Here is a 26,881-nt window from a genome sequence, read left to right as displayed (position 1 = left end):
CATACGACGGGACTCATCAGGTGGGTGGGTCTCAGGCAGCACTGTGGGCCGCCTGGTGCGAATCCAGTTGCGTCGTGTCAGACGTGGCGGGGGTGAGCAGCCCCTGCTGCGTCAGCCAGCCGATCTTGGTCATCGGCTGGCGCCCTTCATCAAGCAGGCGCTCGACCAGCGTCAGCCAATACTGGCGCGAGCGCGCATGGCGCATATCGACCGGATGCAGGCCCAGACGCAACATCGGCGCCTGTTGCTCGCGGCTCAGCTTGCGCTGCGTCACCCACTGCGACATCAGGCGGCGTGGCGCTGAGCGTGCGCTCCACACGAGCCCGGGCGCATCGATGGCCGTGAAGTCAGGCAGTCGATAGAGATGCTGGGGGTCGCTGGTGTAGCGGAAGTCGAGGGACTTCAGCGCCTTGCGAGTGCCGTCACTCATCAGCCAGGCAGGGGCCACGAAGCCGTCCAATGGCCAGCCAAGACGCTTGAAGAGTGCGGCGCCTTCCAGCAGACGTCGTCTGGCTTCGGTCTCATCGAGGGGGTAGAACTCGCCCTCCCAGGTCAGCACGCGGCGCATCAGGTAATCGCGCGGGGTGCGGGGGGCTGGCGCGTCATCGCAGTGATGGAAGCCATGCAGGGCAAGCTCGTCCCCCTGTTGGCGGCGAGAGTCCAGCAGGGCGATGAATTCCGGAGCATCTTCTAGGGCGCTGCGATGATGGAAGTCAGGTACCACCAGCCAGGTGATCGGGCAGGGGTGGTTCAGGCGTGCCTGGCAGAGAGCATCCACCTCGGCGACGAAGTCCCGGTAGTCGGACCATGTCTCGGGCGCGACATCATGCAGGACCAGCAGAAAGTGCTGCTTGGCAGCCGGCGATTCAGCCATGGGTCACCTCCTCGAGTACCGGTTGCATGCGAGTCCCGGTGACCGCGTGATAATGCCCGAGCAAGCCATCCACGACACGGTCCCAGGCGTGGTGCTTCTCGACATGCCGCCGCGCCTGACGACCCAGTGCGGCGGGGTCGTTGGCGAAGACTTCCTGCACGGCACGCGCCATGGCATGCGGCGAGTGCGGGTTGCACAGCTGACCGCAGCCCAGTGGCACATTCTCCGCCAGCGCGCCGGCGCGTGCCGCCACCACCGGCGTGCCGCAGGCCATGGCTTCCAGTACCACCAGACCGAAGGTTTCCTGGGTGCCGGCATGCAGCAGCACATCCACCGAGGCCACCAGGCGCGCCACTTCGGTGCTGCTGCAGAAATGCCCGGTCACGCTGACATTGTCGGGCAGATGCCGCGGCATGCCCGAGCCGATCAACAGCAGATGGTAGTCAGGGCCGAGCAGGCGAGCGGCCTCCAGCAGCTCATCCAGATTCTTCTCGCGTGAGCCGCGTCCGGCGAAGGCCAGCAGGCGCACGTGGTCTTCCAGGCCAAGCTCGCGGCGCAGGCCCTCATCGCGGCAGTCAGGGTGGAAGGTGGAAAGATCGACACCCAGTGGCTGGATATGGACATTGTCGACGCCGAGCCGGTCGAGCCGGTCGGCCATCACCTGGCTGGGGGCCAATACACGATCAAAGTGGCGATAGAGGCGTTTGACGTAGCGATCGACGTTGGCCCCTGACCACTCGCCCAGGCGATTGGTGATCAGGCGCGGCAGGTCCGAGTGATAGAAGCCCAGTACCGGGACATCGAGCTTGCGACCGGCATCGAGTGCCGCCCACGCCGTGACGTAGGGGTCGCCGGCCTCGATGACATCCGGCTGCAGTGCCAGCAGCGTGCTGACCCAGCCGCCCCGGCGCAGGGGGAAGCGATAGCCGTTGCCGAAGGGAATGGGCGGTGCCGGCACGCTGTAGAGGTCATCACTGACACTGGTGGTCTCGCCGGGGACCAGCAGGCTGTGACGAACATCGGGCCGCGTCCGTAGACGTCGTCGCTTGGCTTCCAGGTAGGTTCTGACCCCGCCACTGGAGGGGGCATGGAACATGGTCATGTCAGCGATATGCACACGGACTCCTCAAGACCGCTTTACCGGTCGTGCGCGATGAAGATGAATCCCGACGTCACTGCCCGCCATGGCTGCCTTGTCGTGCTTCAGGGTGCTCCCGGGTGCTTGAGAAAGACGCAATCGAGCACGCAGATTCCAGCAAGCCAGTGGCATTGACGAACGAGCCTCTGGTCAAGTCATGGGGGGAACCCGACGTGAAACCAAGGGCACGAGGCATGACATGCGGTGTCGCGCGTGACGAGACGCCTCGCCACGCGATGTTCCACACTGCGGCTGGCAATGACGTTACATCAGGAGATGACTGGTCTGTGTGACAACAGGGAACAATGTTGGTGCGATGCGCTCCCGCTCTCGGACATTTGTCATCAAGCTCCTGGCATCACGTCCCTGGCATCCGGTCCCTGGCATCCGGTCCCTGGCATCAGGTTCACTGCCAGGGGAGGAGAGAAGTCACGCCATGCTAGCGTGCTCCAGCAGGGAGCGCGTCAGCTGGCCTCTGCCTAGCGCTGCGCAAGAGAAGCCCTACGACAGGCAAAAAAAGACCCTGTCCGGAGCCACCGGACAGGGCAAGTGCGTGCACTACAGGAATACAGGGGGCGACAGGGGGGAGGGTCGCCGGAGCGGGCATTGCAGGGTCTAGCAGTGGATCGACTCAGTCATGTCTGGCATCCGTGCCTGGTGCTGCATGGGGTCCTGGCATCGTTATCTGTCCTGATGGAGGGAGATCGGGCGTCATCACGCCAGTCCATGCTGGGACAGGTGCAGGGCGCTGGGCATGGCCTGGCCAAGCTCCTGCGAGAAGGCGGCTTCCGGCTCGGCTGGGCGCTGGCTGGCGAGCAGCACAAGGCTCAGCAGCAGGCCGGCGGCCAGCAGCAGGCGGTTGCGGGTACGTCGACGATCACGTTCCAGCAGCATCGCGACATGCTCCATCGCTTCACGTTGAATCTCACGCTGGCGGTCCGGAGAGGTGGAACTACCCTCCGCGCTGCTGTCTGCTGCGGCGTCGACACGGGCATAGCTCATGGCAGGGTGACGAACGATGGCAGCATGCTCGGCCAGGTGACGAAGTGAGGTAGCTGCAGTAGAGCGATGAGTTTTCATTTCAGGGTCCTCGCATGGACGAACTTCATCAGGGACAGGCTTCAGTCATTCGCGCTTGGGTCAATCCGTTGACGCTGCAGCTGTGGAAGCTGATGTGGTGCGTCGATGTGAGGAGTATAGCGTGATCTTCTGTTTCACAAAATTACAATTTATCACGCTTGGCACACGTTTAGTGCACGCTTCGTATACGCAATGCACAAGAACGAAAAACGCCCCGGGCGCAGAGCGCTCCGGGGCGTAGATGGCCGTGGCAATTGCCTGTGATGACAAGGCAGTTACATACGGCAGTGGTGGGTCGCGGCTTATTCGGCCGGACGACCTACCAGTGAGCGACGCTCTTCACGGGCTTCGGTCAAGGAGACCTTGATGATGTCGCCCAGTGAGTAACGCAGCTCGTCTTCGATGCGCACGCGGCCTTCCTTGTCATCGATCGCGACCTTCTTGCGATCGCTGTGGATCAGCGGTGCCGGAATGAAGACGCTGGCGCCATTCTCTTCCAGACGCACGCGCATGCCGCCACGGCGGATGTCGATGATCTCGCCAGTGAAGACCTGCTGTTCTTCGGCGGCCTTGGTCAGGTAGCGCACGTAGAGCCAGTCCTTCACATCGCGCTCGGCCATGCGGTTGAGACGACGACGTTCGCTGAGGTGCTCGGTCAGCTGCTCGGTGGCTTCTGCCGGCACGTCCTGGCCGAGAATCACGCGCTTGATCAAGCGGTGGTTGACCATGTCGCCGTACTTGCGGATCGGCGAGGTCCAGGTCGCGTAGGCTTCCAGACCCAGACCGAAGTGCGGCCCCGGCTGAGCGGACATCACGGTGTAACCCTGGAAGCGACGCATGCGCACGTCCAGCCAGGTGTCTTCGCGGCTGTCCAGCTCCTGACGGATCAGGCGGTAGCCTTCCAGGCTGCCCAGCTGTTCCGGCGTGGCGGTAATGTTCTGGCCAGCCAGGAACTCGATGGTGTCGTCGTACTTCTCCGGCGCGAAGCCCTGGTGCACGTTGAAGATACCGTGACCGATGTGCTTGGAGAGCAGACGTGCGCAGCTCAGGTTCGCGGTGATCATGGATTCTTCGATCATGCGATTGCTGATGCGGCGGTGGTCGGCACGTACGTTGAGCACGTTGCCTTCCTCATCCAGCTCGAACTCGAAGTCCGGACGCTCGCGGAAGACCTGGGAATTGCGTGCACGCCAGGCGATACGCGCCTGGGTGAAGGCTTCCAGCTGACGCAGACCTTCGGCCAGCTCTTCGGTTTCCGGCTTCCAGCTGCCTTCCTGGCCTTCGACCCAGTCGGAGACGTTGTCGTAGGTCAGGCGGTGGTGGGAGCGCATGGTGGCCGCGAAGAACTTCGGCTCGGCGATCACGCCATCGGTATCGATGTCGACGATGCACATCAGCGTCGGACGGTCTTCACCTTCCTTCAGCGAGCACAGGTCATCGGCCAGGATTTCCGGCAGCATGGTGACGTTCTGGCTCGGCAGGTAGACGGTGAAAGAGCGCGTGCGCGCCTCTTCGTCGACACGGCTGCCTTCCGGCACGTAGGCGGTCGGGTCCGCGATGGCGATGCTCAGGGTCCAGCCGCCTTCCGGGCGCTCGACGATGTGCAGGGCGTCATCCATGTCACGCGTCTTCTCACCATCGATGGTGAAGAAGGGCACGTGGGTCATGTCTTCGCGAGTCAGGCCTTCCTCGAGCAGCGGCCAGTCAGTGCCGCCTTCCGGAGAGGCCTGTTCCAGCGCGTGACGCGCCAGGGTGACGCGCCACGGCACACGCGGGTTGTCCACGGTGGCGATGACTTCCTCGATCTGGGCGAAGAAGCTGCGGTCGTCCTTGCGCATCGGGTGACGCAGCAGACGTGCCACGACCCAGTCGCCATCATTGAGGGCTTCCTCATTGATGCCACGCTTCACGCGCGCTTTCATGCGCGTGTTGATGGAGGGGTGGTCCGGCATCACGTTCAGGCGGCCATCACGCTTGCCGACACGAGCGACGAAGCGATCGACACCCGTCTCAATCAGCACTTCCGGCTGTACGGACTTCTTCTCACCTTCCACCTTGACGGTCGCTTCGACGGTATCGCCGTGCAGTACCTGCTTCATGGCGGGTGGCGGCACGAAGTAAGACTCGCCGTCCTCGCATTCGAGGAAGCCGAAGCCCTTGTCGGTGCCTTTGATCACCCCCGTGACACGGGGAATTTCCTGGCGGATTTGATCTTTCAGCTGCGCCAGCAGCGAATTGTTCTGCAGCATTTCGGAAGTTCTGTTGGCGGGGTCAGTGGCTCACTATACGGACATGGAGCATGGGGGGAAAGCTACCAGATGGCCCAACGCCCGCGCGGGCTGCGCGCAGGCGTGGATAAGCGGCAGGTCAAGCGCGGGCAAGCCTGGCGAAAGCGGCTTGCCTGTGCACTTTGCCACAGGCTCGGGCGCGCGCTCAGCCGGCGGTCGTCGTGGCGTTCAGCAGACCCGAAACCGGCGTATCGCCGTCGAACAGGGTGAAGATGGGCGCCTTGCGATGACGGCCACCGATCTCGCGGGCCTTGATCAAGCCGAGCAGGAACTCGGCGACATTGGCGCGCGAGACCTGCATCTCGTCGGAGTCATCGGCACTTTGTGTCAGCTTGCCGCTGCCGCTCTCGTTGGTGAGACGGCCGGGCTTGACGATGACATGACGCAGGCCGCTCTCGGCGAGGCACAGGTCGGCCGCCTTCTTGGCCGCGAAGTAGGGGCGCATCGCCGCCGGACCGGCCAGCGGTGTCTCGGAGCGGATCGAGCTGACCTGGATCAGGCGCGACAGCCCGAATTCGGCGGCCAGCTCCGCGGTGCGCATCGCACCATGCAGGTCGATGGTCAGTGTCTTGTCCGGGCCGGTATTCGGGCCGGAGCCCGCGACGAACACCGCCTGATCGCAGCCATAGAAGGCCTGGCGCATCTCGCCTTCCAGATCGCCCAGAACCGTCGGGATGCTGCGTTCATGGAACCAGCTCTGCTGCTCGGTCGAGCGGATCATCGCCACGACGGGTTCGCCGGCGGCCTGAGCCTTCTCGCAGAGTTGACGACCGATCTTGCCGTTGGCACCGATGATGAGCGTCTTGCGCATGCTGTCTGCTCCTTCGCGAATCAAATGGCGAGGCGGCTGGCGAGTGATATTGCCACTCACTGCCATGCCTCTCCTGGTACAGCAAGGTCTGCGGGCTGAGCCACGTGACTTCAAGGGGACCGTTCAATCGCGGGCATTACGCGGCGACTCGCTCGCGGGATGAAGTCTGCGATGGACAAGCATTAAAGGCGGCTGTCATCTCTGTCTGTGGCACGGGAGCCTTGCTAGGATGGCGCTGCCAGGCACGACTCCCTCAAGATTGCGTCAACGACAAGGATGCCCGATGAGCCGCATAGCCCACCCCGACACTGATGATCACAGCGAGACCGCCGCATGGCACGGCGCCGCCTTCCCTTCCGAGAGCGCGATCCGGGTCGGGCTGATCGGTTATGGCATGGCGGTGCGCACCTTCCACGCGCCCTTGATCGAGGCCACGGACGGGCTGGCGCTGGTGGCGCTGTCCACCTCGCGGCCCGAGGTCGTCAGGGCCGAGCGCCCACAGCTGGAGGTGGAGGCCACCCCGGAGGCCTTGCTTGCGCGTGATGACATCGATCTGATCATCATCGCGACGCCTAACGAGACTCACGCCCCGCTGGCCTCTGCGGCGCTGGCGGCAGGCAAGCATGTGGTCGTCGACAAGCCCTTCACGGTGACGCTTGAAGAGGGCGAGGCCCTGACCCGCCAGGCCGAGCAGGCCGGATTGGTGCTGACGGTATTTCACAATCGGCGCTTCGATGCCGACTTCCTGACGCTGGCGGAATTGATCAACGACGGCACGCTGGGGCGCATCGCGCATCTGGAATCCCACTTCGACCGCTTCCGCCCGACGGTGCCGAACCGCTGGCGTGAGCAGGCACTGCCCGGCAGCGGCCTGTGGTATGACCTCGGCCCGCACCTGCTGGATCAGGCGCTGTGCCTGTTCGGCGAACCAAGCGCCATCCAGCTCACGCGTCGCGCCCAGCGCGAAGGCGCGGTGACCGATGATTTCTTCCACGCCGTGCTCGATTACGCCCACCATCCAAGGCACCCCGGTCTGGTGGTGGAGCTGCACGCCAGTGCACTGACGGCGGCGCCGACGGCACGCTTCGCCGCGCACGGCACCCGTGGCAGCTATGTGGTGTTCGGGCTCGACCCTCAGGAGGATTGCCTCAAGGCCGGTGACTGGCCCTCGCGTGACCCGCAGGAGCGCCAGGCGCGCCAGTGGGGGCGGGATGCACGACCGGGAATGCTGACCGTGCTGGAGGCCGACCCGGACGGCGCCGAGGGCGAGCAGGTGCTGGTGGGCGGCACCCATCAGGGCCGCGATGGCGACTATCCGGCCTGGTACGCGGGGCTGCGCGACTGCATTCGCGGCCAGGGCGGCAACCCGACCTCGCCTCATGAGGCACTGCGCGTGATGAAGTGGCTGGAGGCCGGCATCGCCAGCGAAGGCTGAAATCCTCGAAGGCTGAAACCATCGAAGGTGAGATGACTCACGAAAGACGCGCGCCCTGAAGGCCGAATGGCCAGCAATCAGAGGCGCGCGTCTTGTTTTCAAGGCAGTGGCAAGGGGGGGCGCGGCCTGCTCAGCTCGCGTCGTCCTCGCCCTTGTCGGCCTTGCGCATGCGCGAGAACAGCTCCGCGCGCAGCTCACCGATACGTGGTACCTCCTCGGCATGGAAGGGGATGGGGCGCAGCAGGCGCATGGCTCGCAGGCCGAGACGTGCGTTCATCAGGCCGCTGCCCAGCCCCTGACCGGCCTTGGTGGAGAGCCGGCCGGCCAGATTCATCGACAGCAGGTCCATGCTGGCCTCGGCGGCCAGTTCGCTGGCACCGGCGAAGGCCATCGAGGCCAGCACCTCCTTGAACAGACGCAGGCGGCTGGCATAGCCCAGCTCCAGCCCGTAGAGGCGCGACAGGCGCTCCATCATGCGCAGCCCGCGCCAGGCCACCAGACTCATGTCGACCCAGGTCAGCGGCGAGACCGCTACCATCACCGCTGTCTCGCCACTCATGCGTGAGATCAGACGCCGCGCCTCACGGTCCCGCGGCCCCAGCACGTGGAAGGCGAACAGCTCGCGGCGCTCCGACGGGGAGTGATGCGCTTCACAGGCGGCGCGCCAGGCGCGCACGCCGGCATCATCATCGCCGAGCTTCATCTGACGGCGCAGCTGTTCGAGCAGGTCTTCCTGCTGGCTGCCGGCTTTGCCGCCTGCCTTGTCCGCGTCCTCGTCAGGCGTGGCCAGCGCATCACCGCGCTGGCCAAAGCTTTTCTGGCCAAAACCCCTTTGACCAAAGCTCTCCTGGCCAAAGTCATCCTGCTGATGTTCTTCCAGCTCGGCGCGCAGCGCGACGTGCTTGCGCAGGTGACGGAGCCTGAAGAGCTCCTTGCCCAGCGCACGGGCGCCGAGCCCGATGGCGCCAAGGCCCAGCAGGCCCCAGGCGCCGGCGATCAGATCACCGCCCATGGCCGCCTGATAGAGCGCATGACCGGCTTCGACACCCCCGAGTGTCAGGGTGCCGAGCAGCAGCCATTTGAGGCCGCGATGACGTGGCCGGGCGCTCAGCGTCGCATCGAGTCCCGGCGTGGCGGGTTCCGGCTCGGCCGCCGCCAGGGGCTGGCTTTCCATCTCCGGCGAGAAGTGACGCGCGCCGCGCAGGGCCTCTGCCGCGCTCTCGGACGCGCTCTCGGTGGGGCGCTCGGCATAGGTGGTCGAGGCGGCATCGGCCTGCGCTGAGTCGGCAGAGTCGGGGCTCGTGAAGCGTTTGCCCGGGCGCGGATGGCGGGATTCGGTGGTCATTTCAGGTGGTCTCCCAGCAGCCAGTCGAGCACGGCGTCCATGCGAATGTGAGGTGGCGCATTGCCATCGATCTTCGGCGGCGCGAAGTGGGGGAAGTCGAAGCGACTTTCGGCCCAGAAATTCGGGTCGGGCAGCCGTGAGGGCACCTCGCCCGGGAACAGCAGCACGGACTCGCGGCCGACGCCTTGTGTGTCCGAGTCGCTCGCCCCCTCGTGCTCAGCGAGCAGTTGTCCCGCCAGCGCCGGATGACGCTGCCCATTCTCGACCACCTCACGCGCCTCGCTGGCGCGGATGGCGGCGATGGTGAAGGCCTTGAGCGGCACATCGCGATAGCGCAGGCGCTTGAGCGGGTCCGCCAGCAGCTGCTCGAGCAGGTCGCGCATCGCGCCATGCTGCTCTGGCGTGACGTGGTCGGCCTTGGTGGCGGCGATGGCCAGGCGGTCGATGCGGCGGTCCATCAGGCGCGCCAGCAGGTGGCGGCGGCCATAGGCGAAGCTGTCGAACAGCTTGTCCAGCGCACGGCTCAGGTCGCGGAAGGGCGCCGGGCCGGCATTCAGCGCGCCCAGCACGTCGATCAGCACGATCTGGCGGTCAAAGCGCCGGAAGTGGTCGTGATAGAAGGGGCGCACCACGCGGCGGCGATAGTGATCGAAGCGGCGTGCGAGGGTGCGATACAGGCTGGTTTCCGGCAGCGCGGCCAGCGCGTCGGGTGTCCAGTCACCGAGCCCCGGCAGCGGGAAGAACTGCAGCACTGGCGCTTCGTCCAGCTCGCCGGGCAGCAGGAAACGGCCCGGTGTCAGGTCGACGAAGCCGCCCTTGCGGCGCGCGGCGTGCAGATAGTCGGTGTACAGGCTCGCGATCTCGGCGAGGCGGTCTTCATCCACCTCACTGTCCGGTGCCAGGCCCTCGATGGCCGCCATCCAGTCATGCGCCCAGTCGCCACGCCCGTCGGCCAGCTGGGTTTCGCACTCGCTGCTCCAGCCGCTGAAGTCCTGCTCCAGCATCGGCAGGTCCAGCAGCCATTCGCCGGGATAGTCGATCAGGTCCAGCGTCAGGGTGGCGCGCTGGCTGTCGAGCATGCGCGCGGCGCGCGAGGTGGGGCGAAAGCCGATCTTGAGACGCAGCTCGCTGATGCTGCGGGTCGGCGTCGGCCATTCGGGGCCATGCGGCGAATGCTGGCCGGACAGCGAGCGCAAGCCGGCTTCCAACGGGAAGCGCGGAATGGAGAGGTCCGGCTGGCTGACGCGTTCCGCGCCGAGCAGGCGGCCGTCGCGTGCGGCGGGCAGCAGTTCCAGGCGCGCGCCGAGTCCGGCATGGCGCAGCTGCTCGATCAGCGAGACGAGAAAGGCGGTCTTGCCGGCACCGGACAGGCCCGTGACGGCGAGCCGCAGCTGGCGGTCGAGACCGCGCTCCAGCAGGTCATGGGCTTCGCGGCCCACATCGCGGGCAAGCTGGCGGGCGTTGCGGGTCATGGTGTTGAACATCAGGCATTCCCTGTCAGTGGGGGCGAGGCGGCGGCGCGACGTGATGGTGTCCTGGCAGCTGATGATGAGCTGGGTGATGGCCGGGACTTGTCAGCGTGCGCCGCACGGCTCGCCATCATCCCTCTATCTGCGGGCGATCGGCGCGCAAGGCAAGCTGACGCCACGCCAGCAGGGCGATGGGCAGCAGGCAGGCGGGGATCAGCAGCAGGTTGAGCAGCGCCCAGCCCAGCGTACTGACCAGAGGGCCGGCCAGCAGCGCCGTCACCGCCCCGGTGGTGAAGACGAGGAACTCGTTGGCGGCCTGGGTGCGGGCCTTCTCGTTGGGGCGATGGCAGTGGGTCAGCAGCGTGGTGGCGGGCAGGAAGGTGAAGTTCCAGCCGATGCCGAGCAGGATGAGACCGAGGAAGAACCCCTGGGTTCCCGTCAGGTAGTCGGCGGCCAGCAGCTGTGCGGTGGCAAGGCTTGCCAGCAGAAAGCCGCAGCCGGTCACGATCATGGTGCCCGCCCCGAAGCGGGCGACCAGCCGCCCGGTGAAGAAGGACGGCAGGAACATGGCGACCACGTGCCATTGAATGGTGGTGGCGACGTGATCGAAGCCGTGTCCGGCATGGGCCATGGCCAGCGGTGTGGCCGTCATCGCCAGATTCATCACCCCGTAGCCGACCATCGCGCTGAGCACGGCCAGCAGGAAGGTCGGTTGACGCAGGATCACGCCCAAGGGGCGTGCAGGCGCCGCTGCATCATCGTCGGCTGACTGGGCGTTGCCTTCGCGGGGCAGGCGGATGAAGGCCAGCAGCAACAGCGCGACCAGATAGAGCGCCCCCAGCCCGATGAAGCTGCCCAGGAAGGGCGTGTCGGCCAATGCATGACTGGTGCGTGCAAGCCAGGGCCCGAAGAAGGCCGCCAGCACGCCACCGCCCATCACTAGCCCGATGGCGCGTTCGCGCTGTTCCTCCGGGGCGGCCTCCATCGCGGCGAAGCGATACAGCTGGCCGAAGCCGATACCGATGCCCACCAGCCAGGTGGCAAGCAGGAACAGCCCGAAATGCTGCAGATGCAGCGCCAGCACGGCCAGCCCCGCGCCAGCCAGCCCGCACAGATTGCCGAGCACGAAGCCACGTCGCCGCCCGAGACGGGCGGTGATCAGCGAGGCAGGAATGGTGGCGCACATCAGGCCCAGCCACTGGGTGGCGACCGGCGCGGTCGACCAGCTGCTCGAGGCCAGCTGGGCACCGATCAGCGGCGAGACCGCGATCAGCAGGATGTTGCCGCTGACCAGCAAGGCCTGACACAGCGACAGCAGCGTGACGGCCAAGGGCAGGCGTGCCCGGTCGGTAGCGGGAGAAGATAGTGGCATGAAGGCGCAGCTCCGTCGGATGTCGGCGCCCGGCGCGCCTGATCTGATTATGCCTGTGCTCCGCTCAGGCGTTCCAACTCCATGCCTAGAATTGCGCTCTCGGTGAGCCTAGTCTCCCGCCCATTCCCGCAGGCTGCCCTGGCGCACGCGACGAATGGCGTGTGACAGCTCGCCCTGCTCGGCAAGACGCTGGATGACCGTAGGCAGCGCAGCGTGGACTTGCGCGGCTGACATGCCGGGGGAAAGTTCCGGGGCATACAGCATCTTGAGCAGTATGTAATCCAGCGGGCTCAGCCAGGTATCCACCGTGACGTCACTGAAGATGGAGGGGAAGACTTTATCCGAATCATTGGGCAGCCCCATCAACTGGGCGCTCTCCTCGACGACGCAGTCCACCAGACGCGCCTTCTGGCGGGCATAGTCCGCGGGAATCAGGATCAGGCCGCTGGTGATGGCGTGATCCGGCCCGGTCTTGAACAGCGTCAGGCACACGCCTTCACGCAATGCCTTGCGCATGCCCGGGGTGGCGGCCTGCTGCTTGCCGACGTAGGCGGCGGCCTCGCGCGTCATGTGGTCCCGGGCGATGAAGGCGATGCGCAGGTTGGCCTTTCGGGCGGAGGACACGAAACTCAGCGGCTGGCCGGTGATGGCGGCCAGATGACGAAACTGGACCTCGCTCATCTGGCGCTGCATGCGCGAATTGCCCAGCTGTGAATCGACCCACACCTTGATGGGTGCCTGCCAGCGCACCAGCGAGGCGCTGCTGCCGGGTTGGTATTCACGCTTGAGTGCCACTTCCATGAAGCTGTCCGTCAACACAGCGGCCCGCTGCCAGCGCTCGGCGGCCTGGCTCGGGCTGACGGTGGCCAGACTGGACAGCAGCAGGGCGACGCCCAGCACCTTGAGCGCCCAAGGCGCCCTGAGCGAGGAAAAGAAAGGAGCCCTCAGCGAAGAGGAGAACAGCCCCTTGAACTGGCGATGGGGTAAGCAGGGCATGGGCGACCTCTTCAGGGAACATGCAGTCCAGCATGCCTGAAATGCACACGCCCCGCGTGTCCGAGAGGGCAACGCGGGGCGTGATACTCAATTGATGACGATTTGTCGTTTTAAAGCGGCGACTTTCAGGCGTCAGATGAAGGCCAGATAGATGGCGATCACCAGCACGACCAGCAGCAGCGCGCAGACCTTGGCGCCTTTCCAGGGCGTCATGTCGATGGCGCCGACATCCTGCTGGATCCACGGCTCGTCACGCGGCGCCAGCTTGCCGATGATCAGCATCATCGCGATCAGCAGCACGAACACCAGGCCGACGAAGTGGAACTCGTGGATCACGTCGAGCACGCCGGAGAAGGCCGGCACGAAGTAGACCACTCCGATCACGCTGCAACCGATCAGCAGTGCTAGGTTGGCGGCGATGGTCGGCACGCGACGCGTCAGCAGCCCCATCAGCACCACGGCGAAGATCGGGATGAAGTAGATGGCATTCATCTTCTGCAGGTAGCCGAACAGACTTTCCTGACCGGCCAGCAGCGGCGCGAGGGTCATGGAGGAGATCGCCAGCACCCAGCCGAAGCCCTTGGAGACCTTGACCACTTCCTCGTCGCTGGCCTCACGACGCAGATGCGCCTTGTAGATGCCGGTGGAGAACAGCGTGGTGGTGGCGTTCAGCGCCGAGTTGAAGGACGACAGGATCGCGCCGACCATCGCCGCGGCGAAGAAACCGGTCAGCGGCGCGGGCAGCACATCGAAGACCAGCTGGCCGTAGGCGCTGTCGGCCTTGACGCCGGAAGAGGCATAGAGGTGATAGGCGATGATGCCGGGAATCACCAGATACAGCGGGCCCAGCAGCTTGAGGGCACCGGTCAGCAGTACGCCTTTCTGGCCCTCGGCGAGGGTCTTGGCGGCGAAGGTGCGCTGGATGATCTGCTGGTTGGTACACCAGTAGAAGAAGTTGATGATCATCACACCGGTGAACAGGGTCGAGAAGGGCACCGACTGGTCTTCACCGCCCATGGAGTTGAATTTCTCCGGATTGGCGGCGGTCAGCGTGTCCCAGCCGGCCATCACGCCCTGGCCATCACTCACCGCATCGAGGCCGAAATAGACGATTAGCATGCCGCCGATCAACAGGCCCACGCCGTTCAGGGTGTCGGAGATGGCGATGGAGCGCATGCCGCCGAACAGGGCATAGATGGCACCGATGATGCCGACCACCCAGATGGTCATCCACAGCAGCGCATTGGGCGAGCTGATGCCGGTCAGCGACGGCAGATCCAGCATGCCCTGCAGGCCGATGGCACCGGAGTAGAGGATGATCGGCAGCAGGATCACCGCGTAGGCGAACAGGAAGATCAGGTTGGTGATCAGCTCGGTGCTGCGGCCATAGCGCAGGGCCAGCAGCTCGGGCAGTGTGGTGATGCCGCTCTTGAGGAAGCGTGGCAGGAAGAACATCGCCATCACCACCATGGCCAGTACCGCCATGACTTCCCAGGCCATCACCGACAGACCATCGGTGAAGGCGGCGCCATTCAGGCCGACCATCTGCTCGGTGGACAGGTTGGTCATCAACAGGGAACCCGCGATCAGCGGGAAGGTCAGGCTGCGTCCGGCGAGGAAATAACCGGTGGAATGCGAGGTGTCATCGCGGTGTGTCCACCACCAGGTCAAGGCAGCGACCAGGCCGGTAAAGAACACGAAAGAAACAAGTGTCAGGGCATGCATGGGGGAGGATTCCTTTAGGCGTGCGGCGGCGAATCATGAGGCGGTGGGCAGGTGACCCGGGTGGCGATTCGACGCCGATCCAGCCGTGGCGATGCAATGCACACAGCAAGCTGTGCCATCGTCCGTGAAGAGACTCACCGGTAACATTCGGGGCAAGGCTGGCGCTAGTGTAGATATCTCCCGCTTTCTCGCTATCCGCCATTTGTAGAACATACGTAGGTTTCGGGGTGTGGTTGGCGTCGATTGAGCGTTGAGAATGAACGGGCGGTCATTGCTTCTCAGTCTCTGGTATCAGGCATTGATCGCAGTGTCGTAAAAAGACACATGTCGCGGCTTTCACCGCGTATTGCGGGTCATCCTTCATGCTCAATGAGAGACGCCAGCGCCCCGCCATCGGTGAAGATGACGGGGCGCTGGCGTGGTCATATCGTGCGCTCATGTCGTGCACTCATATCGTGAGGTCATGGCGATGACGATGACATGTGGCGTGCGATCGCGCTATGCGAGTGGGGCGATCAGCCGGCGAAGGCCAGATAGATCGTCATCACCAGTACCAGCAGAATGATGCTGGCGATACGCGTGCCGGCCCAGGGGGTCATGTCGATGGCACCGACGTCCTGCTGGATCCAGGGTTCGGCGCGCGGTGACAGCTTGCCGATCACCAGCATCATGGCGATCAACAGCACCAGCACGATGGCGATGAAGTGGAAGTTGTGCACCCGATCGACCAGCTCGGAGAGCGTCGGCACGAAGTAGAACAGGCCGATGACCGCGCAGCCGAGCACCAGGGCCAGATTGGCGGCGATGGCCGGCACGCGCTTGGACATCAGTCCCACCACGATCACCGCCAGTAGCGGGATGTAGTAGATGGAGTTCACCTTCTGCACGTAGACGAACAGGCTTTCCTGGGTCGCCAGCAGCGGCGCGATGGCCATCGCGGCGGCGGCCATGATCCAGCCGGCCCACTTGGAGGCCTTGACCACCTCTTCATCGCTGGCCTGCGGCTTGAGGCGTGCCTTGTAGACATCGAGGCTGAACAGGGTGGCGGTGGAGTTGAGCGCCGAGTTGAAGGACGACAGGATCGCGCCGACCATCGCCGCGGCGAAGAAGCCGGTCAGCGGCGCGGGCAGCACATCGAAAACCAGGCGGCCATAGGCGGCGTCGGCCTTGATGCCATCACCGGCATAGAGCTGGAAGGCGATGATGCCCGGCAGCACCAGATACAGCGGGCCCAGCAGCTTGAGGGCACCGGTCAGCAGCACGCCTTTCTGGCCTTCGGCGAGGGTCTTGGCGGCGAAGGTGCGCTGGATGATCTGCTGGTTGGTGCACCAGTAGAACATGTTGAGCAGCAGCACCCCGGTGAACAGGGTCGAGACCGGCACTGACTGGTCATCGCCGCCCAGCGAATTGAGCTTCTCCGGGTGGGTCTCCTTGAGCGTCTCCCAGCCAGCGAGAATGCCATTGCCGTCACCGACACGGTCCAGCCCGTAGTAGACGATGATCATGCCGCCGATCAGCAGGCCGATGCCGTTCAGGGTGTCGGAGATGGCGATGGAGCGCAGGCCACCGAAGAGGGCATAGATGGCACCGGCGATACCGACGGCGATCACGGTGCCGGTCAGCAGCACCATCTGCGAGTCGATGCCGGTCAGGGCACGCAGGTCGAGCACGCCCATCAGGCCGAGGGCGCCGGAGTAGAGAATGCTGGGCAGCAGGATGATGGCGTAGGCCAGCATGAAGATCAGGTTGGCCAGCAGCTGGGTGGTGCGATCGAAGCGCAGTGCCAGCAGTTCCGGCAGGGTGGTGATGCCGCTCTTGAGGAAGCGTGGCAGGAAGAACATGGCCATCGCGACCAGCGAGACCACGGCCACCACTTCCCAGGCCATCACGGAAAGGCCGTCGGTGAAGGCGGCGCCGTTGAGGCCCACCATCTGCTCGGTGGACAGATTGGTCATCAGCAGGGAGCCTGCGATGATCGGGAAGGTCAGACTGCGTCCGGCGAGAAAATAGCCGGTGGAATGTTGATGGTCGTCACGACGGGTCAGCCACCAGGTGATCACGGCGACCAGCCCCGTGAAGAACACGAAGGAGCTCAGGGTGAGGGCGTTCATGGCATTATCCTTGTTGAACAACAGGGCTCGGAGGCCTGCTTGCTCAGCTGCCCATCGTCTGCAGAACATGCCTCACCGTTGGCGCGCGGTACCACGAGACATGCTGTCAGCGACCGACATCTAGCGTGCCGATCAGTGTCAAAGAAATGCCTGACCCTCAACATTGACAATTTGTCTGACATTTTTCTGCAATTGTCTGATTCGTGCAGACATAGCCCGTCAGCGGCTGTCGAGCTGTCGCCATGACCAGAACGCCCCGCCTCTTGCGTGTCGATCGACAGCAGGAGGCGGGGCGTTGTCGTTGTCAGAAGCTGGTATCGGAAGTCGGTGTCAGAAGTCGATAGTCAGCAGCGAATGCCATATGCCGACATCAGAAGCGAGTGGCAGAAACAGGCACCGCTGTCAGACGCCGGCGGCGGGGGTCAGCACCTGCTGGTAGAGCGAGGCGCCGTGGATGTCCTTCAGCGTCACGGTCAGCGCTTCGCTCTCGGGATCGAGATCTACCTGGCCGAAGAACTGGAAGCCCTCGCTGGGCGACATGTTGGCCCGCCCCTCAGGCGGTGCCTTCACGAATTCGAGTCTCGGCCCGAAGGTGTTGTCCAGCTCACCGGGACCGAAGGTGCCGGCGTGGATCGGGCCGCTGACGAATTCCCAGAACGGCGTGAAGTCCTTGAAGACGGCGCGCTCGGGCGAGTAGTGGTGCGCGGCGGTGTAGTGCACATCGGCGGTCAGCCAGACCAGATTCTGGATGTCGTGATCGCGCACGAACTTGAGCAGTTCGGCAATCTCCTGCTCGCGCCCCAGTGCCTCGCCATCGCCATTGGCGCCGTTCTCGAAGTTGTCGCCGTCACGCACCAGCAGCCCGATCGGCATGTCGGAGGCGATGACCTTCCAGGTGGCGGTGCTGGCCTTGAGCGACTGCTTGAGCCATGCCAGCTGATCGCGACCCAGGAAGTCGGTCTGTGGCCCACGCCCTATCTGGCGGTTGGCGGAATTGGCGCCGCGGAAGCTGCGCATGTCGAGCATGAACATCTCGAGCCCCGGCCCGAAGCTGAAGTTGCGGTGGATGCGCTCCGGCGCGGCTGGGCCGGTGCGCAGCGGCATGTTCTCGAGGAAGGCGCGACGCGCATTGGCGGACAGCACGTCGAGATTCTTCTCGGTGTAGCGATCATCCTCGAGAATCTCGCCCGGGTACCAGTTGTTGGTGGTCTCGTGGTCGTCCCACTGGGCGAACATCGGCACTTCGGCATTGAAGCGGCGCAGGTTCTCGTCCATCAGGTTGTAGGCGTACTGGCCACGATACTCGTCCAGCGTTTCTGCCACCTTGGACTTGGCGGGCGTGACGATATTGCGCCACAGGCTGCCGTCGTGCTGGGTGACGCTCTCCTCGAGCGGGCCATCGGCGTAGATGGTATCGCCGGAGTGCAGGAAGAAGTCCGGCTTGACCTGACGCATGGTCTCGTAGAGGCGCAGGCCACCGAAGTCCGGGTTGATGCCCCAGCCCTGACCGACGGTGTCACCGGACCACACGAAACGCAGCGCACGCGGTGTCTGGGCGCTCGGCGGCAACACCAGGCGACCGGCGGTGGCCTCGCTGATGGCGCGGTGGTCATCCAGCGCCGCGTAGCGCACCCGGTAGAAGACCTCGCCGCTGGCGTTGGCGCGAGTGCCGATGCGGGTCAGGTCGAGCTTGCTGGTCAGGCCGTCCGTCGGCAGGGCCACCGGACCACGCATCTGGAAGGCGCCGCGCATCTCGGGATTGTCGGCCAGTTCGATCAGCATGCGTGCCGGCTTGTCGCTCTGGCTCCACAGCATGGCGCGGCTGGCGGTCACGTCGCCACTCATCACGCCGGAGGGCATGCGTGGGCGCCGTCCTTCGGCCATCACGATGGCGGGAGCGCCGAGCAGGCCCGTGGTCGCCAGCAGCCCGACCCCGGCACCTTGCAGGCCACGCCCCAGCAGCTGGCGGCGGTCCATCCGTGACGGGGCGCCGGCGGGGGTGACTGGTGCAGTGCTTGGCGAGACGGGGGTGGTGTGGGAGGTGGGGGGAACGTGAGCGGCGTGGGACTTGCGAGAGGAACGCAAAGGCAGCAGATCAGACAGACGGCGGGACATGACGGGCTTCCTTGTAACGGTCTGGCGTCAGGTTGGGATAGAGAGTGGCAACACAAGTGACATCAGGGCACCAGCCAGCGCGGGGCATGCCGCAAAGGCTGACAGCGCTGATGGGAGAGGCTACTTTCCACGCTCAAGATGAAGATCCGGTGTCAGAACCATGATCGCCCCGCGCCGCTCAGGCCCGACACTCGCAGTGCAAGGTGGTGCGCTCAGCCAGGCCTGTCGCGCGGCTTCCTTCCCGACTCCACCCAAGGACACCTTCGATGCCCCCCTCCATGCCCCCCTCAAGCCCCTCGGAATCCCCGCAACCTGACGCCGCCAGGCTGATCGCGGACAGCCATCCCCAGGCACGGCAGGTACTCGATTACTGGTTCACTCAGCTGACGCCCAAGGACTGGTTTCGCAAGAGCGATGCCCTCGATGGCCAGCTGCGTGAGCGATTCGCCGCGCGGCTCGAGCAGGCACTTGCCTGTGAGCTGTGGGAGTGGCGGGCGAGCGTCGGTGGACGGCTGGCGGAAATCCTGCTGCTGGACCAGTTCGCGCGCAATATCCATCGCGATACTCCGCGCGCCTTCAGTGGCGACAACCTGGCACTCGCGCTCTCCCAGCAGGCCGTCGCGCTGGGCGACCTGGACCGCCTTCCGCTGGCCTGGCAGCCCTTCGCGATCATGCCGTGGATGCACAGCGAATCGTTGCGCATCCATGAACATGCCGAACAATTGTTCGCACGCCCCGGTCTCGAGCACACCTTGCGCTACGAGCATCTGCATGCGGACATCGTGCGTAGATTCGGCCGCTATCCGCATCGCAATGCGATTCTCGGTCGCGAGTCCACGCCGGAAGAGATCGCCTTCCTGGGCCAGCCCGGCTCCTCATTCTGACAAATGAAAAATCCCCCCTTTTAATTGTGTGACGTCGTCTCCAAGACTTGTACAGCGGCGCCAAGCGCCTGTACATCAGCAAGGAAGGAGACAGCAGATGGGTATCATTCTCGGGTTGATCATCGGTGGTCTGGCCGGCTGGATCGCAGGCAACATCATGCGCGGCGGCAGCTTCGGCATTCTTGGCAACATCGTCGTCGGTGTCGTTGGCGGCCTGTTGGGCAGCGTCATCTTCAAGCTGCTGGGGCTGGCCTCCACCGGCATCATCGGCTCGCTGGTCGTCTCGGTCGTGGGGGCGGTGGTGTTGCTGTGGATCGTCTCGAAGGTCAAGTCCAAGGCCTGACGGCGCGGTATCGAGCCCCGTCAGGCGGTTGTCAGCAAGTGCAAGCAGCAAGTGCAGTCGTCAACAGCAAGTGAAGTCCCTCGCGGGTGTCTGGATGGATTCGATGTAGACACCCGCCGCAGCAACGCCTCTTGTCACCCGGGGCACCTGACTGCCCGGTGATCTGTCACGGCGCCGAGAGGTGCCTTGCTCGAGAAATGCTTTGACAACAAGCACTTTCACGACAAGTACTTGGACAAGAAGTGTTTGGACAAGAAGTACGCCGGCAAGAGGCGGCAAGGCCGAATCATCCTTCAGCGCCACAGTAGTGGCGCGTTGCGGATCTAGCGAAAACAGGAGCGTTTGAGCATGGCGAGCAATGAGCACGATTCAGCACCTTCTTCCCAGTCGAATGCCGACAGCGCGAAGTGCCCCTATCACGAGGGCCAGAATCGCTCGGCAGAGGGAGAGAACCCCTATACCCATCCCAACCGCAATGGGCCGCACGACACCAAGCCCAATGCCGGTGATGGCCATGCCAAGGACGAGGCGCTGGAGACCTCTCGCGCCGACGCCGAAGGGCATGACCTGCGCACCAACCAGGGGCTGCGCATCGCGGACAACCACAACTCGCTGAAGGCGGGGGAACGCGGTCCGACTCTGATGGAAGATTTCATCTTCCGCGAGAAGATGAACCACTTCGACAATGAACGTATTCCTGAGCGTATCGTTCACGCGCGTGGCGCGGCCGCGCACGGGTATTTTCAGGCCTACGACAATGCCGCCAGGTATTCCAAGGCCGGCGTGTTCAGCGACCCGTCCAAGAAGACGCCGGTGTTCGTGCGCTTCTCGACCGTGCAGGGCTCGCGTGGCTCCAACGACACGGTACGTGACGTGCGTGGCTTCGCGACCAAGTTCTACACCGATGACGGCAACTGGGATCTGGTCGGCAATGACATCCCGGTGTTCTTCATCCAGGACGCGATGAAGTTTCCTGACTTCGTGCACGCCGTGAAGCCGGAGCCGCACAACGAGATTCCCCAAGGCCAGTCAGCCCACGATACCTTCTGGGACTTCGTGTCACTGATGCCGGAAACCACTCACACCGTGCTGTGGACCATGTCGGACCGCGCCTTCCCGCGCCATTACCGCAACATGGAAGGCTTCGGTGTGCATACCTTCCGTCTGATCGACCGTGAAGGCGTGTCGCGCTTCGTCAAGTTCCACTGGAAGCCGGTGGCCGGTACCTGCTCGCTGATCTGGGATGAAGCCCAGAAGCTGTGGGGGCGTGATCCGGACTTCAACCGCCGCATGATGTGGGATGACATCAAGAGCGGTGCGCCGCTGGAGTGGGAGCTGGGCATCCAGGTGGTCGAGGAGAAGGACGAGCACAGCTTCGACTTCGATATCCTCGATCCGACCAAGCTGATCCCGGAATCGCTGGTACCGGTGGTGCCGATCGGCAAGATGGTGCTGGACCGCAATCCGGACAACTACTTCGCCGAGACCGAGCAGGTCGCCTTCAATCCGGCCAACATCGTGCCGGGGATCGACTTCTCCAATGACCCGCTGCTGCAGGGGCGTCTGTTCTCCTACCTGGATACCCAGATGTTGCGTCTTGGTGGGCCGAACTTCCACGAGATTCCCATCAACCAGCCGGTGTGCCCGTTCCACAACAACCAGCGCGATGCCCAGCATCGTCAGACCATCAACACGGGGCAGGCGTCCTACGAGCCGAACTCCATCGATGGTGGCTGGCCGGCGGAGACACCGCCGTCCCAGGACGCCCATGGCGGTTTCGAGCCGTATCATGAGCGCATCGAGGCGCACAAGGTACGTGCGCGCAGCGCCTCCTTCGGGGATCACTATTCCCAGGCCACCCTGTTCTGGAACAGCCAGACTGACGTGGAGAAGGAACACATCATCGCGGCCTACACCTTCGAGCTTTCCAAGGTCGAGCGTCCGTGGATCCGTGAGCGGGTGATCACCGAGATCCTGCCCAACATCGATCTGGAGCTGGCACGTCGCGTCGGTGAGAATCACGGCATCGAGACACCGACCAGCAAGCCCGCGCCGGACGGTGAACTGGGCACCAGCCAGGTCGACAGCGACCCGGCACTGAGCCTGATGGCGCGCCTGCCGGACTCCATCGCCACCCGCAAGGTCGCGATCCTGGCCGCCGATGGCGTCGCCATGGAAGATGTTCGCTCGATCAAGGAGCAGCTGGCCGCCGAGGGTGCCGAAGGGCTGTTGATCGCCCCGAGCATGGCGCCGATCAAGGCCGGAGACGGCACCATGCTGTCGCCGGATGCGATGCTCAATGGCTTGCCGTCCGTGACGGTGGATGCCGTCGTCGTCGCTGGCGGCGTGGGCAGCGTCGAGGCGCTGAGCGGCTCGGGCCTGGGACTCTATTATGTCCAGGAAGCCTACAAGCACCTGAAGCCCATCGTGGCGATCTGCGAAGGCAAGGAGCTGCTGGCCGCCGCCCGCGTGCCGGTCGAGGAGGGCGTCATCCTGGTGGATGATGTGCTCGCCGCCAGCCTGCCGCTGCGTGATGCCCTGATGGCTCACCGTGTGTGGTCGCGTGATGCGCGTGCCAACCAGATGCCGGCATGAGGCGCTGACGCCCCACAAGGTATGATGTGACCCATATAGCCCCCTGACCTGCGAAGGTCAGGGGGCTTTTTCATGGTCATGATGCGGTCATTTCCGGACGTGAAGATGTGATGGCGGAGAAGGGTGAAAACAGGGTTGGTGACACCTCCGGGTTGAGAGCCGTCCTGCGGTTCTCGCCGCTGAGGGTGGCTGATAGGCTCAGTGATAGAGGCTGATTATCGAAGGCATGCTGGTAATTGATTATCGCTAGAAGCACCAGGTGCGTAAGGTAAGCAGGCATCAAGGGGCCACAAGCCAGCACATGACGGGCAGGCATTGGCCCCGACCCGATTCGACAATGGGCTGCAGGCCTTCACATCAAGCAGCGCATGAAAATGTGACATCAGCAGCATCTGGCCTTGCCAGTCGAGTTTGATAGCGCTTTTTTCTACCTGACAGGAGAACGTCTACATGTCCCAGACTCCACGCTATACCACAGGTAACGGCGCCCCGGTGCCTCACGATGACATCAGCCAGACAGCGGGCCCGAATGGTTCACTGACCTTCGACAACTGGCGTCTGTTCGAGAAGCTGGCGCACTTCAACCGTGAGCGCATTCCGGAGCGTGTCGTCCACGCCCGTGGCGTCGCCGCCTACGGCACCTTCACCCTGACCCGTGACCTGTCTGACCTGACCATCGCCCGCTTCCTGCAGGGCGTCGGCAAGCAGACCCCGTTGCTGGCGCGTTTCTCCACCGTGGCCGGTGGCCAGGACAGCGGCGACAACACTCGCGACGTGCGCGGCTTCTCCTTGAAGTTCTACACCGAGGATGGCAACTGGGACATGGTCGGCAACAACACGCCGGTGTTCTTCATCCGCGAGCCGTCCAAGTTCCCTGACTTCATCCACACCCAGAAGAAAGACCCGCGCACCAACATGGTCGACTGGCAGAATCGTTGGGAATTCTGGGCCAACCATCCGCAGGCGCTGCATCAGGTCACCATCCTGATGTCCGACCGCGGTATCCCGAAGTCGCTGACCACCATGAACGGCTACAGCTCGCACACGCTGAGCCTGTGGAACGACAAGGGCGAGCGTGTCTGGGTCAAGTGGCACTTCAAGACCGACCAGGGCCACGAGACGCTGACCGACGATCAAGCGGCGCAGGTCGCACCGGACTTCCACCAGCACGACATGTTCACCCGCCTCGAGCGTGGCGAGCGTCCGAGCTGGACCGTCAACCTGCAGGTGATGACCGAAGCCCAGGCACGTGACTACCACATCAACCCGTTCGATCTGACCAAGGTGTGGCCGCACGGTGACTTCCCGCTGATGGAAGTCGGCAAGATGGAGCTCAATCGCAACCCGGAGAACTACTTCGCGGAAGTCGAGCAGTCCGTCTTCTCGCCGTCCAACTTCGTGCCGGGTATCGGCGCCTCGCCGGACCGCGTGCTGCAGGCTCGTCTGTGGGCCTACGCCGATGCACACCGCTACCGTGTCGGTGCCAATGCCGAGCAGCTGCCGGTCAACCGTCCGGTCTGCCCGGTCAACCATTACCAGCGTGATGGCGTGATGGCGGGCATGTGCCCGGTCACCGGTCACGGTGGCGGCCCGCTGGGCGGCCAGGTCGGTCAGGGCGTACCGGGAGAAACGAAGGAAGGTGGCCAGTACTCACGCACCAACTTCTACCCCAACGAGCGTGCCGATCAGGGCGCCCCGGTGCCGGACGCTACCGTCGCCGAGCCGGCGATGCCGCTGGAGCAGAACGCCTGGATGGGCTATCACGACAACAGCGATGAGGATAACTACAGCCAGGCCGGCAACCTCTATCGTCTGTTCGATGAAGGCCAGAAGACGCGTATCACCGACGTCATCGCCGGCACCATGGTAGGCGTCAGCCACGTGGTCCAGGACAAGATGATCGCGCACTTCCGTCAGGCGGATGCCGATTATGGTGATCGTATCGCCACCAAGCTGGCCAAGCTCGATCCGCGCTGAGTCAGTCATGCTGCACCCTTCGTCAGGTCAGTAGTGCTCCCTTGAGCTGACGAAAACATCAAGGCCCCCGCCGGGTAACCGGCGGGGGCCTTGTCGTATGCGGCTGTCAGGGTGCTATCCGACAGTCACAGCGCTGTGCGAAAGACACGCAAGCACAGGCACCTCAGTCGTTGTCGCGCGTGGTCTCATTGCCGTCGGCTTTCTCGCACACGCCCAGCGCCCACAGCAGGAAGGCGTCCTGACGCGCATTGTCACGCCACGCCTTGAAGCGACCCGAGGCACCGCCGTGTCCGGAGCTCATGTCGGTGCGCAACAGGACCGGATGCGGCGTGCAGTCCATCTGGCGCAGACGCGCATACAGCTTGGCCGGCTCCCAGTAGGGCACGCGGGTGTCATGCCAGCTGCCCTGCAGGAACAGCGGCGGATAGGGCGCGGCGCTCAGGTTGTCCAGCGGCGAATAGGCGCGGATACGACGCCGCGCCTCGTTCTCGTGCGGGTTGCCCCACTCGGTGTATTCCGCGGTGGTCAGCGGCAGCTCCGGATTTTCCATGGTGCGCAGCACATCGACGAAGGGCACATCGAGCACCGCGGCGCAGAAGGCCTCGGGACGCTTGTTGAGGCTGGCGCCGACCAGCAGGCCACCGGCGCTGGCACCGTAGGCGGCGATGCGGTCCGCGGCCCCGACGCCCTGCTCGACCAGCGCATCACGCGCGGCGAGGAAGTCGTTGAAGCTGTTTTCCTTGTGCTCCAGCTTGCCGGCCAGATACCAGGGCTCGCCACGGTCTCCGCCGCCACGCACGTGGGCGACCGCGAAGGCGACGCCGCGCGTCAGCAGTTCCAGGCGGGCGATCGAGAACCAGGGGTCCAGCGTCTCGCCGTAGGCGCCATAGCCGTAGAGCAATACCGGCAGCGGGGCGTGGGGGTGGCCTGCGTCATCACACAGGTCGCGCCGCATGACCACCGAGACCGGCACCTGCTCGCCATCGTCGGAGGTTGCCCACAGGCGGCGGCTGATCAGCTGCTCGGGCGCGAGATCGCCATGCACGGTCTGACGCTTGAGCAGGCGGCGCTCACCCGTGTCGAGGTCCAGCTCGATCCAGCTCGGCGGCGTGGTGAAGCTCTCCTCGCGGATGCGCAGGCGGCGAGCGTCGAAATGCGGGCAGTCGCCCAGCCCCTGGCTCAGCGGTTGCTCCGGCATCGCCAGGCGTTCGTCGCGGCAGATCGTTTGTGTCGGCGCCGTGCCCTCGAATTCGATCACCCGCAGCCAGGCCTGGGCCTGACGGTGATCGCGTTCATCGACCATCAGCCCCCAACTGAAGGCTTCGACGCCTTCCAGCGTCACCTCATCGCGGGTGGCGATCAGCGGCTGCCAGTCGCCGGGCGCATGCTCGGAGGCGATATCGAGCTGGAAGTGCGGCGCTTGCCTGTTGTGCAGCACATAGAAGTGGCCGGGGCGGTGATCGACGCCGTACTCGACACCGGTCTCGCGGGCGCGCACCAGGCGCATCTCACCCAGCGGGGCATCGGCCTTGAGCAACCAGGTCTCGCTGGTGTCCTTGGAGGCGGTCTCCAGAACCAGCCAGGCGCGTGAGCGGGTCTTGCCCATGCCGACCCAGAATTCGCTGTCTTCCTCGCGATAGAGCAGCGTCTCGGCGCGGCTCGCGACATTCAGACACCAGATCTCGAAGGGGCGCTGGGTGCTGTCATAGCGCGTGAACAGCAGGTGCTGGCCGTCCTCGGCCCACACCAGATCCGGCCCGATATCCTCCAGCAGGCACTCGTCATCGTGGCCGGCGTTGCGTGAGTCGCCATTCGTCGCGTTCAGTGTTGCAAGACGCAGGCTGAACACCTCGTCGCCGCTGGTGTCCAGAGTCCATGCCAGTTGCTGTTCATCCGGGGAGATGGCCATATCGCCCAGCTCGACGAAGTCGTGATGGCGCGACAGGCTCTGCAGGTCCAGCAGGCATTCGTGCTGGCGGGTATCGGCGGGGTCGGCGCCGATCGCATGGCGCCACCAGACCGGATAGTCGGCGTCGGCCGCGGTCTCGCTCCAATAGACGTAGTGATCCAGTGCCTCGGCCAGGCTTGAGACGGCCAGTTCGCGGCGCGCAAGATGGCCGTGATAGAGGGCGTCGCTCAGTGGTGCGAGCGGGGCGAACCAGCGATCACTCTCGGCGTTGGCCGCCGTGAGAAAGGTGGTGACCTCTGGCGTGTCGCGTTCTTCAAGCCAGTGCCATTCGGGGTCATCGGCACGATAATGGCGCTGGACGGGGCTATCGGGCATGGCTACCTCTTGAAAGTGGGGTGCTCGAGTGTGTCGGGC

General features: G+C 64.5%; 18 protein-coding genes. 5 read left to right on the top strand and 13 right to left on the bottom strand.

Going from position 1 to position 26,881, the window contains the following annotated elements; translation table 11 throughout:
• Positions 1 to 31 precede the first annotated feature (31 nt).
• From ACJJV2_RS14480 to ACJJV2_RS14460, 5 genes are all read right to left on the bottom strand, one after another.
• On the bottom strand, positions 32 to 874 hold the full coding sequence (locus ACJJV2_RS14480) for a DUF2334 domain-containing protein (RefSeq protein ID WP_405281900.1): 843 nt from the start codon (positions 872 to 874) through the stop codon (positions 32 to 34).
• The gene (locus tag ACJJV2_RS14475; RefSeq protein WP_215823843.1) at positions 867 to 1,991 is read right to left on the bottom strand and encodes a glycosyltransferase family 1 protein; all 1,125 of its coding nucleotides are present in this window, start codon (positions 1,989 to 1,991) and stop codon (positions 867 to 869) included. Before ACJJV2_RS14475 ends, ACJJV2_RS14480 begins: the two co-directional genes overlap by 8 nt.
• A gap of 735 nt (positions 1,992 to 2,726) precedes the next feature.
• Complete coding sequence (locus ACJJV2_RS14470) at positions 2,727 to 3,092, bottom strand: hypothetical protein (protein ID WP_348471855.1); 366 nt, start codon at positions 3,090 to 3,092, stop codon at positions 2,727 to 2,729.
• A 302-nt stretch (positions 3,093 to 3,394) separates the two neighbouring features.
• Positions 3,395 to 5,341, bottom strand: a complete 1,947-nt coding sequence (locus ACJJV2_RS14465) for an exoribonuclease II (RefSeq protein ID WP_405281898.1) — start codon at positions 5,339 to 5,341, stop codon at positions 3,395 to 3,397.
• Between the two features lie 184 nt (positions 5,342 to 5,525).
• Complete coding sequence (locus tag ACJJV2_RS14460; RefSeq protein ID WP_405281897.1) at positions 5,526 to 6,191, bottom strand: NAD(P)-binding oxidoreductase; 666 nt, start codon at positions 6,189 to 6,191, stop codon at positions 5,526 to 5,528.
• Between the two features lie 283 nt (positions 6,192 to 6,474).
• Here ACJJV2_RS14460 and ACJJV2_RS14455 point away from each other — a divergent pair, with 283 nt between their 5' ends.
• Entirely contained in the window at positions 6,475 to 7,626 is a 1,152-nt protein-coding gene (locus ACJJV2_RS14455) for an oxidoreductase (RefSeq protein ID WP_405281895.1), read from the top strand.
• A 130-nt stretch (positions 7,627 to 7,756) separates the two neighbouring features.
• On the opposite strand, the gene ACJJV2_RS14450 is transcribed toward ACJJV2_RS14455, so the two are convergent.
• The 7 genes from ACJJV2_RS14450 to ACJJV2_RS14420 form a co-directional block, all read right to left on the bottom strand.
• Positions 7,757 to 8,971: a TIGR01620 family protein gene (locus ACJJV2_RS14450; protein WP_405281893.1), complete on the bottom strand. Its 1,215-nt coding sequence runs from the start codon at positions 8,969 to 8,971 to the stop codon at positions 7,757 to 7,759.
• On the bottom strand, positions 8,968 to 10,455 hold the full coding sequence (locus tag ACJJV2_RS14445) for a YcjX family protein (protein WP_405281891.1): 1,488 nt from the start codon (positions 10,453 to 10,455) through the stop codon (positions 8,968 to 8,970). Before ACJJV2_RS14445 ends, ACJJV2_RS14450 begins: the two co-directional genes overlap by 4 nt.
• 115 nt (positions 10,456 to 10,570) lie before the next feature.
• Positions 10,571 to 11,776 (bottom strand): MFS transporter, encoded by a 1,206-nt coding sequence (locus ACJJV2_RS14440; protein ID WP_405282238.1) that lies wholly within the window; start codon positions 11,774 to 11,776, stop codon positions 10,571 to 10,573.
• Positions 11,777 to 11,920: 144 nt separating this feature from the next.
• Positions 11,921 to 12,808 carry a DUF2927 domain-containing protein gene (locus ACJJV2_RS14435; protein WP_405281890.1) on the bottom strand — a complete coding sequence of 296 codons (888 nt, stop codon included), beginning with the start codon at positions 12,806 to 12,808 and terminating at the stop codon, positions 11,921 to 11,923.
• Between the two features lie 132 nt (positions 12,809 to 12,940).
• Positions 12,941 to 14,533 carry a solute:sodium symporter family transporter gene (locus ACJJV2_RS14430; RefSeq protein WP_404325967.1) on the bottom strand — a complete coding sequence of 531 codons (1,593 nt, stop codon included), beginning with the start codon at positions 14,531 to 14,533 and terminating at the stop codon, positions 12,941 to 12,943.
• Positions 14,534 to 15,048: 515 nt separating this feature from the next.
• On the bottom strand, positions 15,049 to 16,644 hold the full coding sequence (locus tag ACJJV2_RS14425) for a solute:sodium symporter family transporter (RefSeq protein WP_405281889.1): 1,596 nt from the start codon (positions 16,642 to 16,644) through the stop codon (positions 15,049 to 15,051).
• Between the two features lie 402 nt (positions 16,645 to 17,046).
• On the bottom strand, positions 17,047 to 18,759 hold the full coding sequence (locus ACJJV2_RS14420; protein WP_405281888.1) for an alkaline phosphatase D family protein: 1,713 nt from the start codon (positions 18,757 to 18,759) through the stop codon (positions 17,047 to 17,049).
• Positions 18,760 to 19,025: 266 nt separating this feature from the next.
• Here ACJJV2_RS14420 and ACJJV2_RS14415 point away from each other — a divergent pair, with 266 nt between their 5' ends.
• From ACJJV2_RS14415 to ACJJV2_RS14400, 4 genes are all read left to right on the top strand, one after another.
• Positions 19,026 to 19,643, top strand: a complete 618-nt coding sequence (locus tag ACJJV2_RS14415; RefSeq protein WP_405281886.1) for a DUF924 family protein — start codon at positions 19,026 to 19,028, stop codon at positions 19,641 to 19,643.
• A 97-nt stretch (positions 19,644 to 19,740) separates the two neighbouring features.
• A complete protein-coding gene (locus tag ACJJV2_RS14410; RefSeq protein WP_043333988.1) occupies positions 19,741 to 19,986 on the top strand; it encodes a GlsB/YeaQ/YmgE family stress response membrane protein in 246 nt (81 codons plus the stop codon).
• 348 nt (positions 19,987 to 20,334) lie between these two features.
• Positions 20,335 to 22,581: a catalase HPII gene (katE, locus tag ACJJV2_RS14405; protein WP_405281883.1), complete on the top strand. Its 2,247-nt coding sequence runs from the start codon at positions 20,335 to 20,337 to the stop codon at positions 22,579 to 22,581.
• Positions 22,582 to 23,031: 450 nt separating this feature from the next.
• Positions 23,032 to 24,558 carry a catalase gene (locus ACJJV2_RS14400; RefSeq protein ID WP_153635106.1) on the top strand — a complete coding sequence of 509 codons (1,527 nt, stop codon included), beginning with the start codon at positions 23,032 to 23,034 and terminating at the stop codon, positions 24,556 to 24,558.
• Between the two features lie 163 nt (positions 24,559 to 24,721).
• Here the strand turns inward: ACJJV2_RS14400 and ACJJV2_RS14395 are convergent, their stop codons facing one another.
• Positions 24,722 to 26,842, bottom strand: a complete 2,121-nt coding sequence (locus ACJJV2_RS14395) for a S9 family peptidase (protein WP_405281881.1) — start codon at positions 26,840 to 26,842, stop codon at positions 24,722 to 24,724.
• Between the last annotated feature and the right edge of the window lie 39 nt (positions 26,843 to 26,881).

This window comes from Cobetia sp. Ld8 (genome assembly GCF_045066615.1).
Taxonomy (GTDB): Bacteria; Pseudomonadota; Gammaproteobacteria; order Pseudomonadales; family Halomonadaceae; genus Cobetia; species Cobetia amphilecti.
Note: the sequence above shows the minus strand (reverse complement) of the source record. Positions and strands in the feature narration are given on the sequence as shown.

Coding starts and splice junctions, on each gene's coding strand:
- ACJJV2_RS14480 (WP_405281900.1), bottom strand. CDS start 874: ATGGCTGAATCGCCGGCTGCCAAGCAGCACTTTCTGCTGGTCCTGCAT.
- ACJJV2_RS14420 (WP_405281888.1), bottom strand. CDS start 18,759: ATGTCCCGCCGTCTGTCTGATCTGCTGCCTTTGCGTTCCTCTCGCAAG.
- ACJJV2_RS14410 (WP_043333988.1), top strand. CDS start 19,741: ATGGGTATCATTCTCGGGTTGATCATCGGTGGTCTGGCCGGCTGGATC.
- ACJJV2_RS14470 (WP_348471855.1), bottom strand. CDS start 3,092: ATGAAAACTCATCGCTCTACTGCAGCTACCTCACTTCGTCACCTGGCC.
- ACJJV2_RS14450 (WP_405281893.1), bottom strand. CDS start 8,971: ATGACCACCGAATCCCGCCATCCGCGCCCGGGCAAACGCTTCACGAGC.
- ACJJV2_RS14465 (WP_405281898.1), bottom strand. CDS start 5,341: ATGCTGCAGAACAATTCGCTGCTGGCGCAGCTGAAAGATCAAATCCGC.
- katE (WP_405281883.1), top strand. CDS start 20,335: ATGGCGAGCAATGAGCACGATTCAGCACCTTCTTCCCAGTCGAATGCC.
- ACJJV2_RS14445 (WP_405281891.1), bottom strand. CDS start 10,455: ATGTTCAACACCATGACCCGCAACGCCCGCCAGCTTGCCCGCGATGTG.
- ACJJV2_RS14430 (WP_404325967.1), bottom strand. CDS start 14,533: ATGCATGCCCTGACACTTGTTTCTTTCGTGTTCTTTACCGGCCTGGTC.
- ACJJV2_RS14415 (WP_405281886.1), top strand. CDS start 19,026: ATGCCCCCCTCCATGCCCCCCTCAAGCCCCTCGGAATCCCCGCAACCT.
- ACJJV2_RS14395 (WP_405281881.1), bottom strand. CDS start 26,842: ATGCCCGATAGCCCCGTCCAGCGCCATTATCGTGCCGATGACCCCGAA.
- ACJJV2_RS14435 (WP_405281890.1), bottom strand. CDS start 12,808: ATGCCCTGCTTACCCCATCGCCAGTTCAAGGGGCTGTTCTCCTCTTCG.
- ACJJV2_RS14400 (WP_153635106.1), top strand. CDS start 23,032: ATGTCCCAGACTCCACGCTATACCACAGGTAACGGCGCCCCGGTGCCT.
- ACJJV2_RS14455 (WP_405281895.1), top strand. CDS start 6,475: ATGAGCCGCATAGCCCACCCCGACACTGATGATCACAGCGAGACCGCC.
- ACJJV2_RS14425 (WP_405281889.1), bottom strand. CDS start 16,644: ATGAACGCCCTCACCCTGAGCTCCTTCGTGTTCTTCACGGGGCTGGTC.
- ACJJV2_RS14460 (WP_405281897.1), bottom strand. CDS start 6,191: ATGCGCAAGACGCTCATCATCGGTGCCAACGGCAAGATCGGTCGTCAA.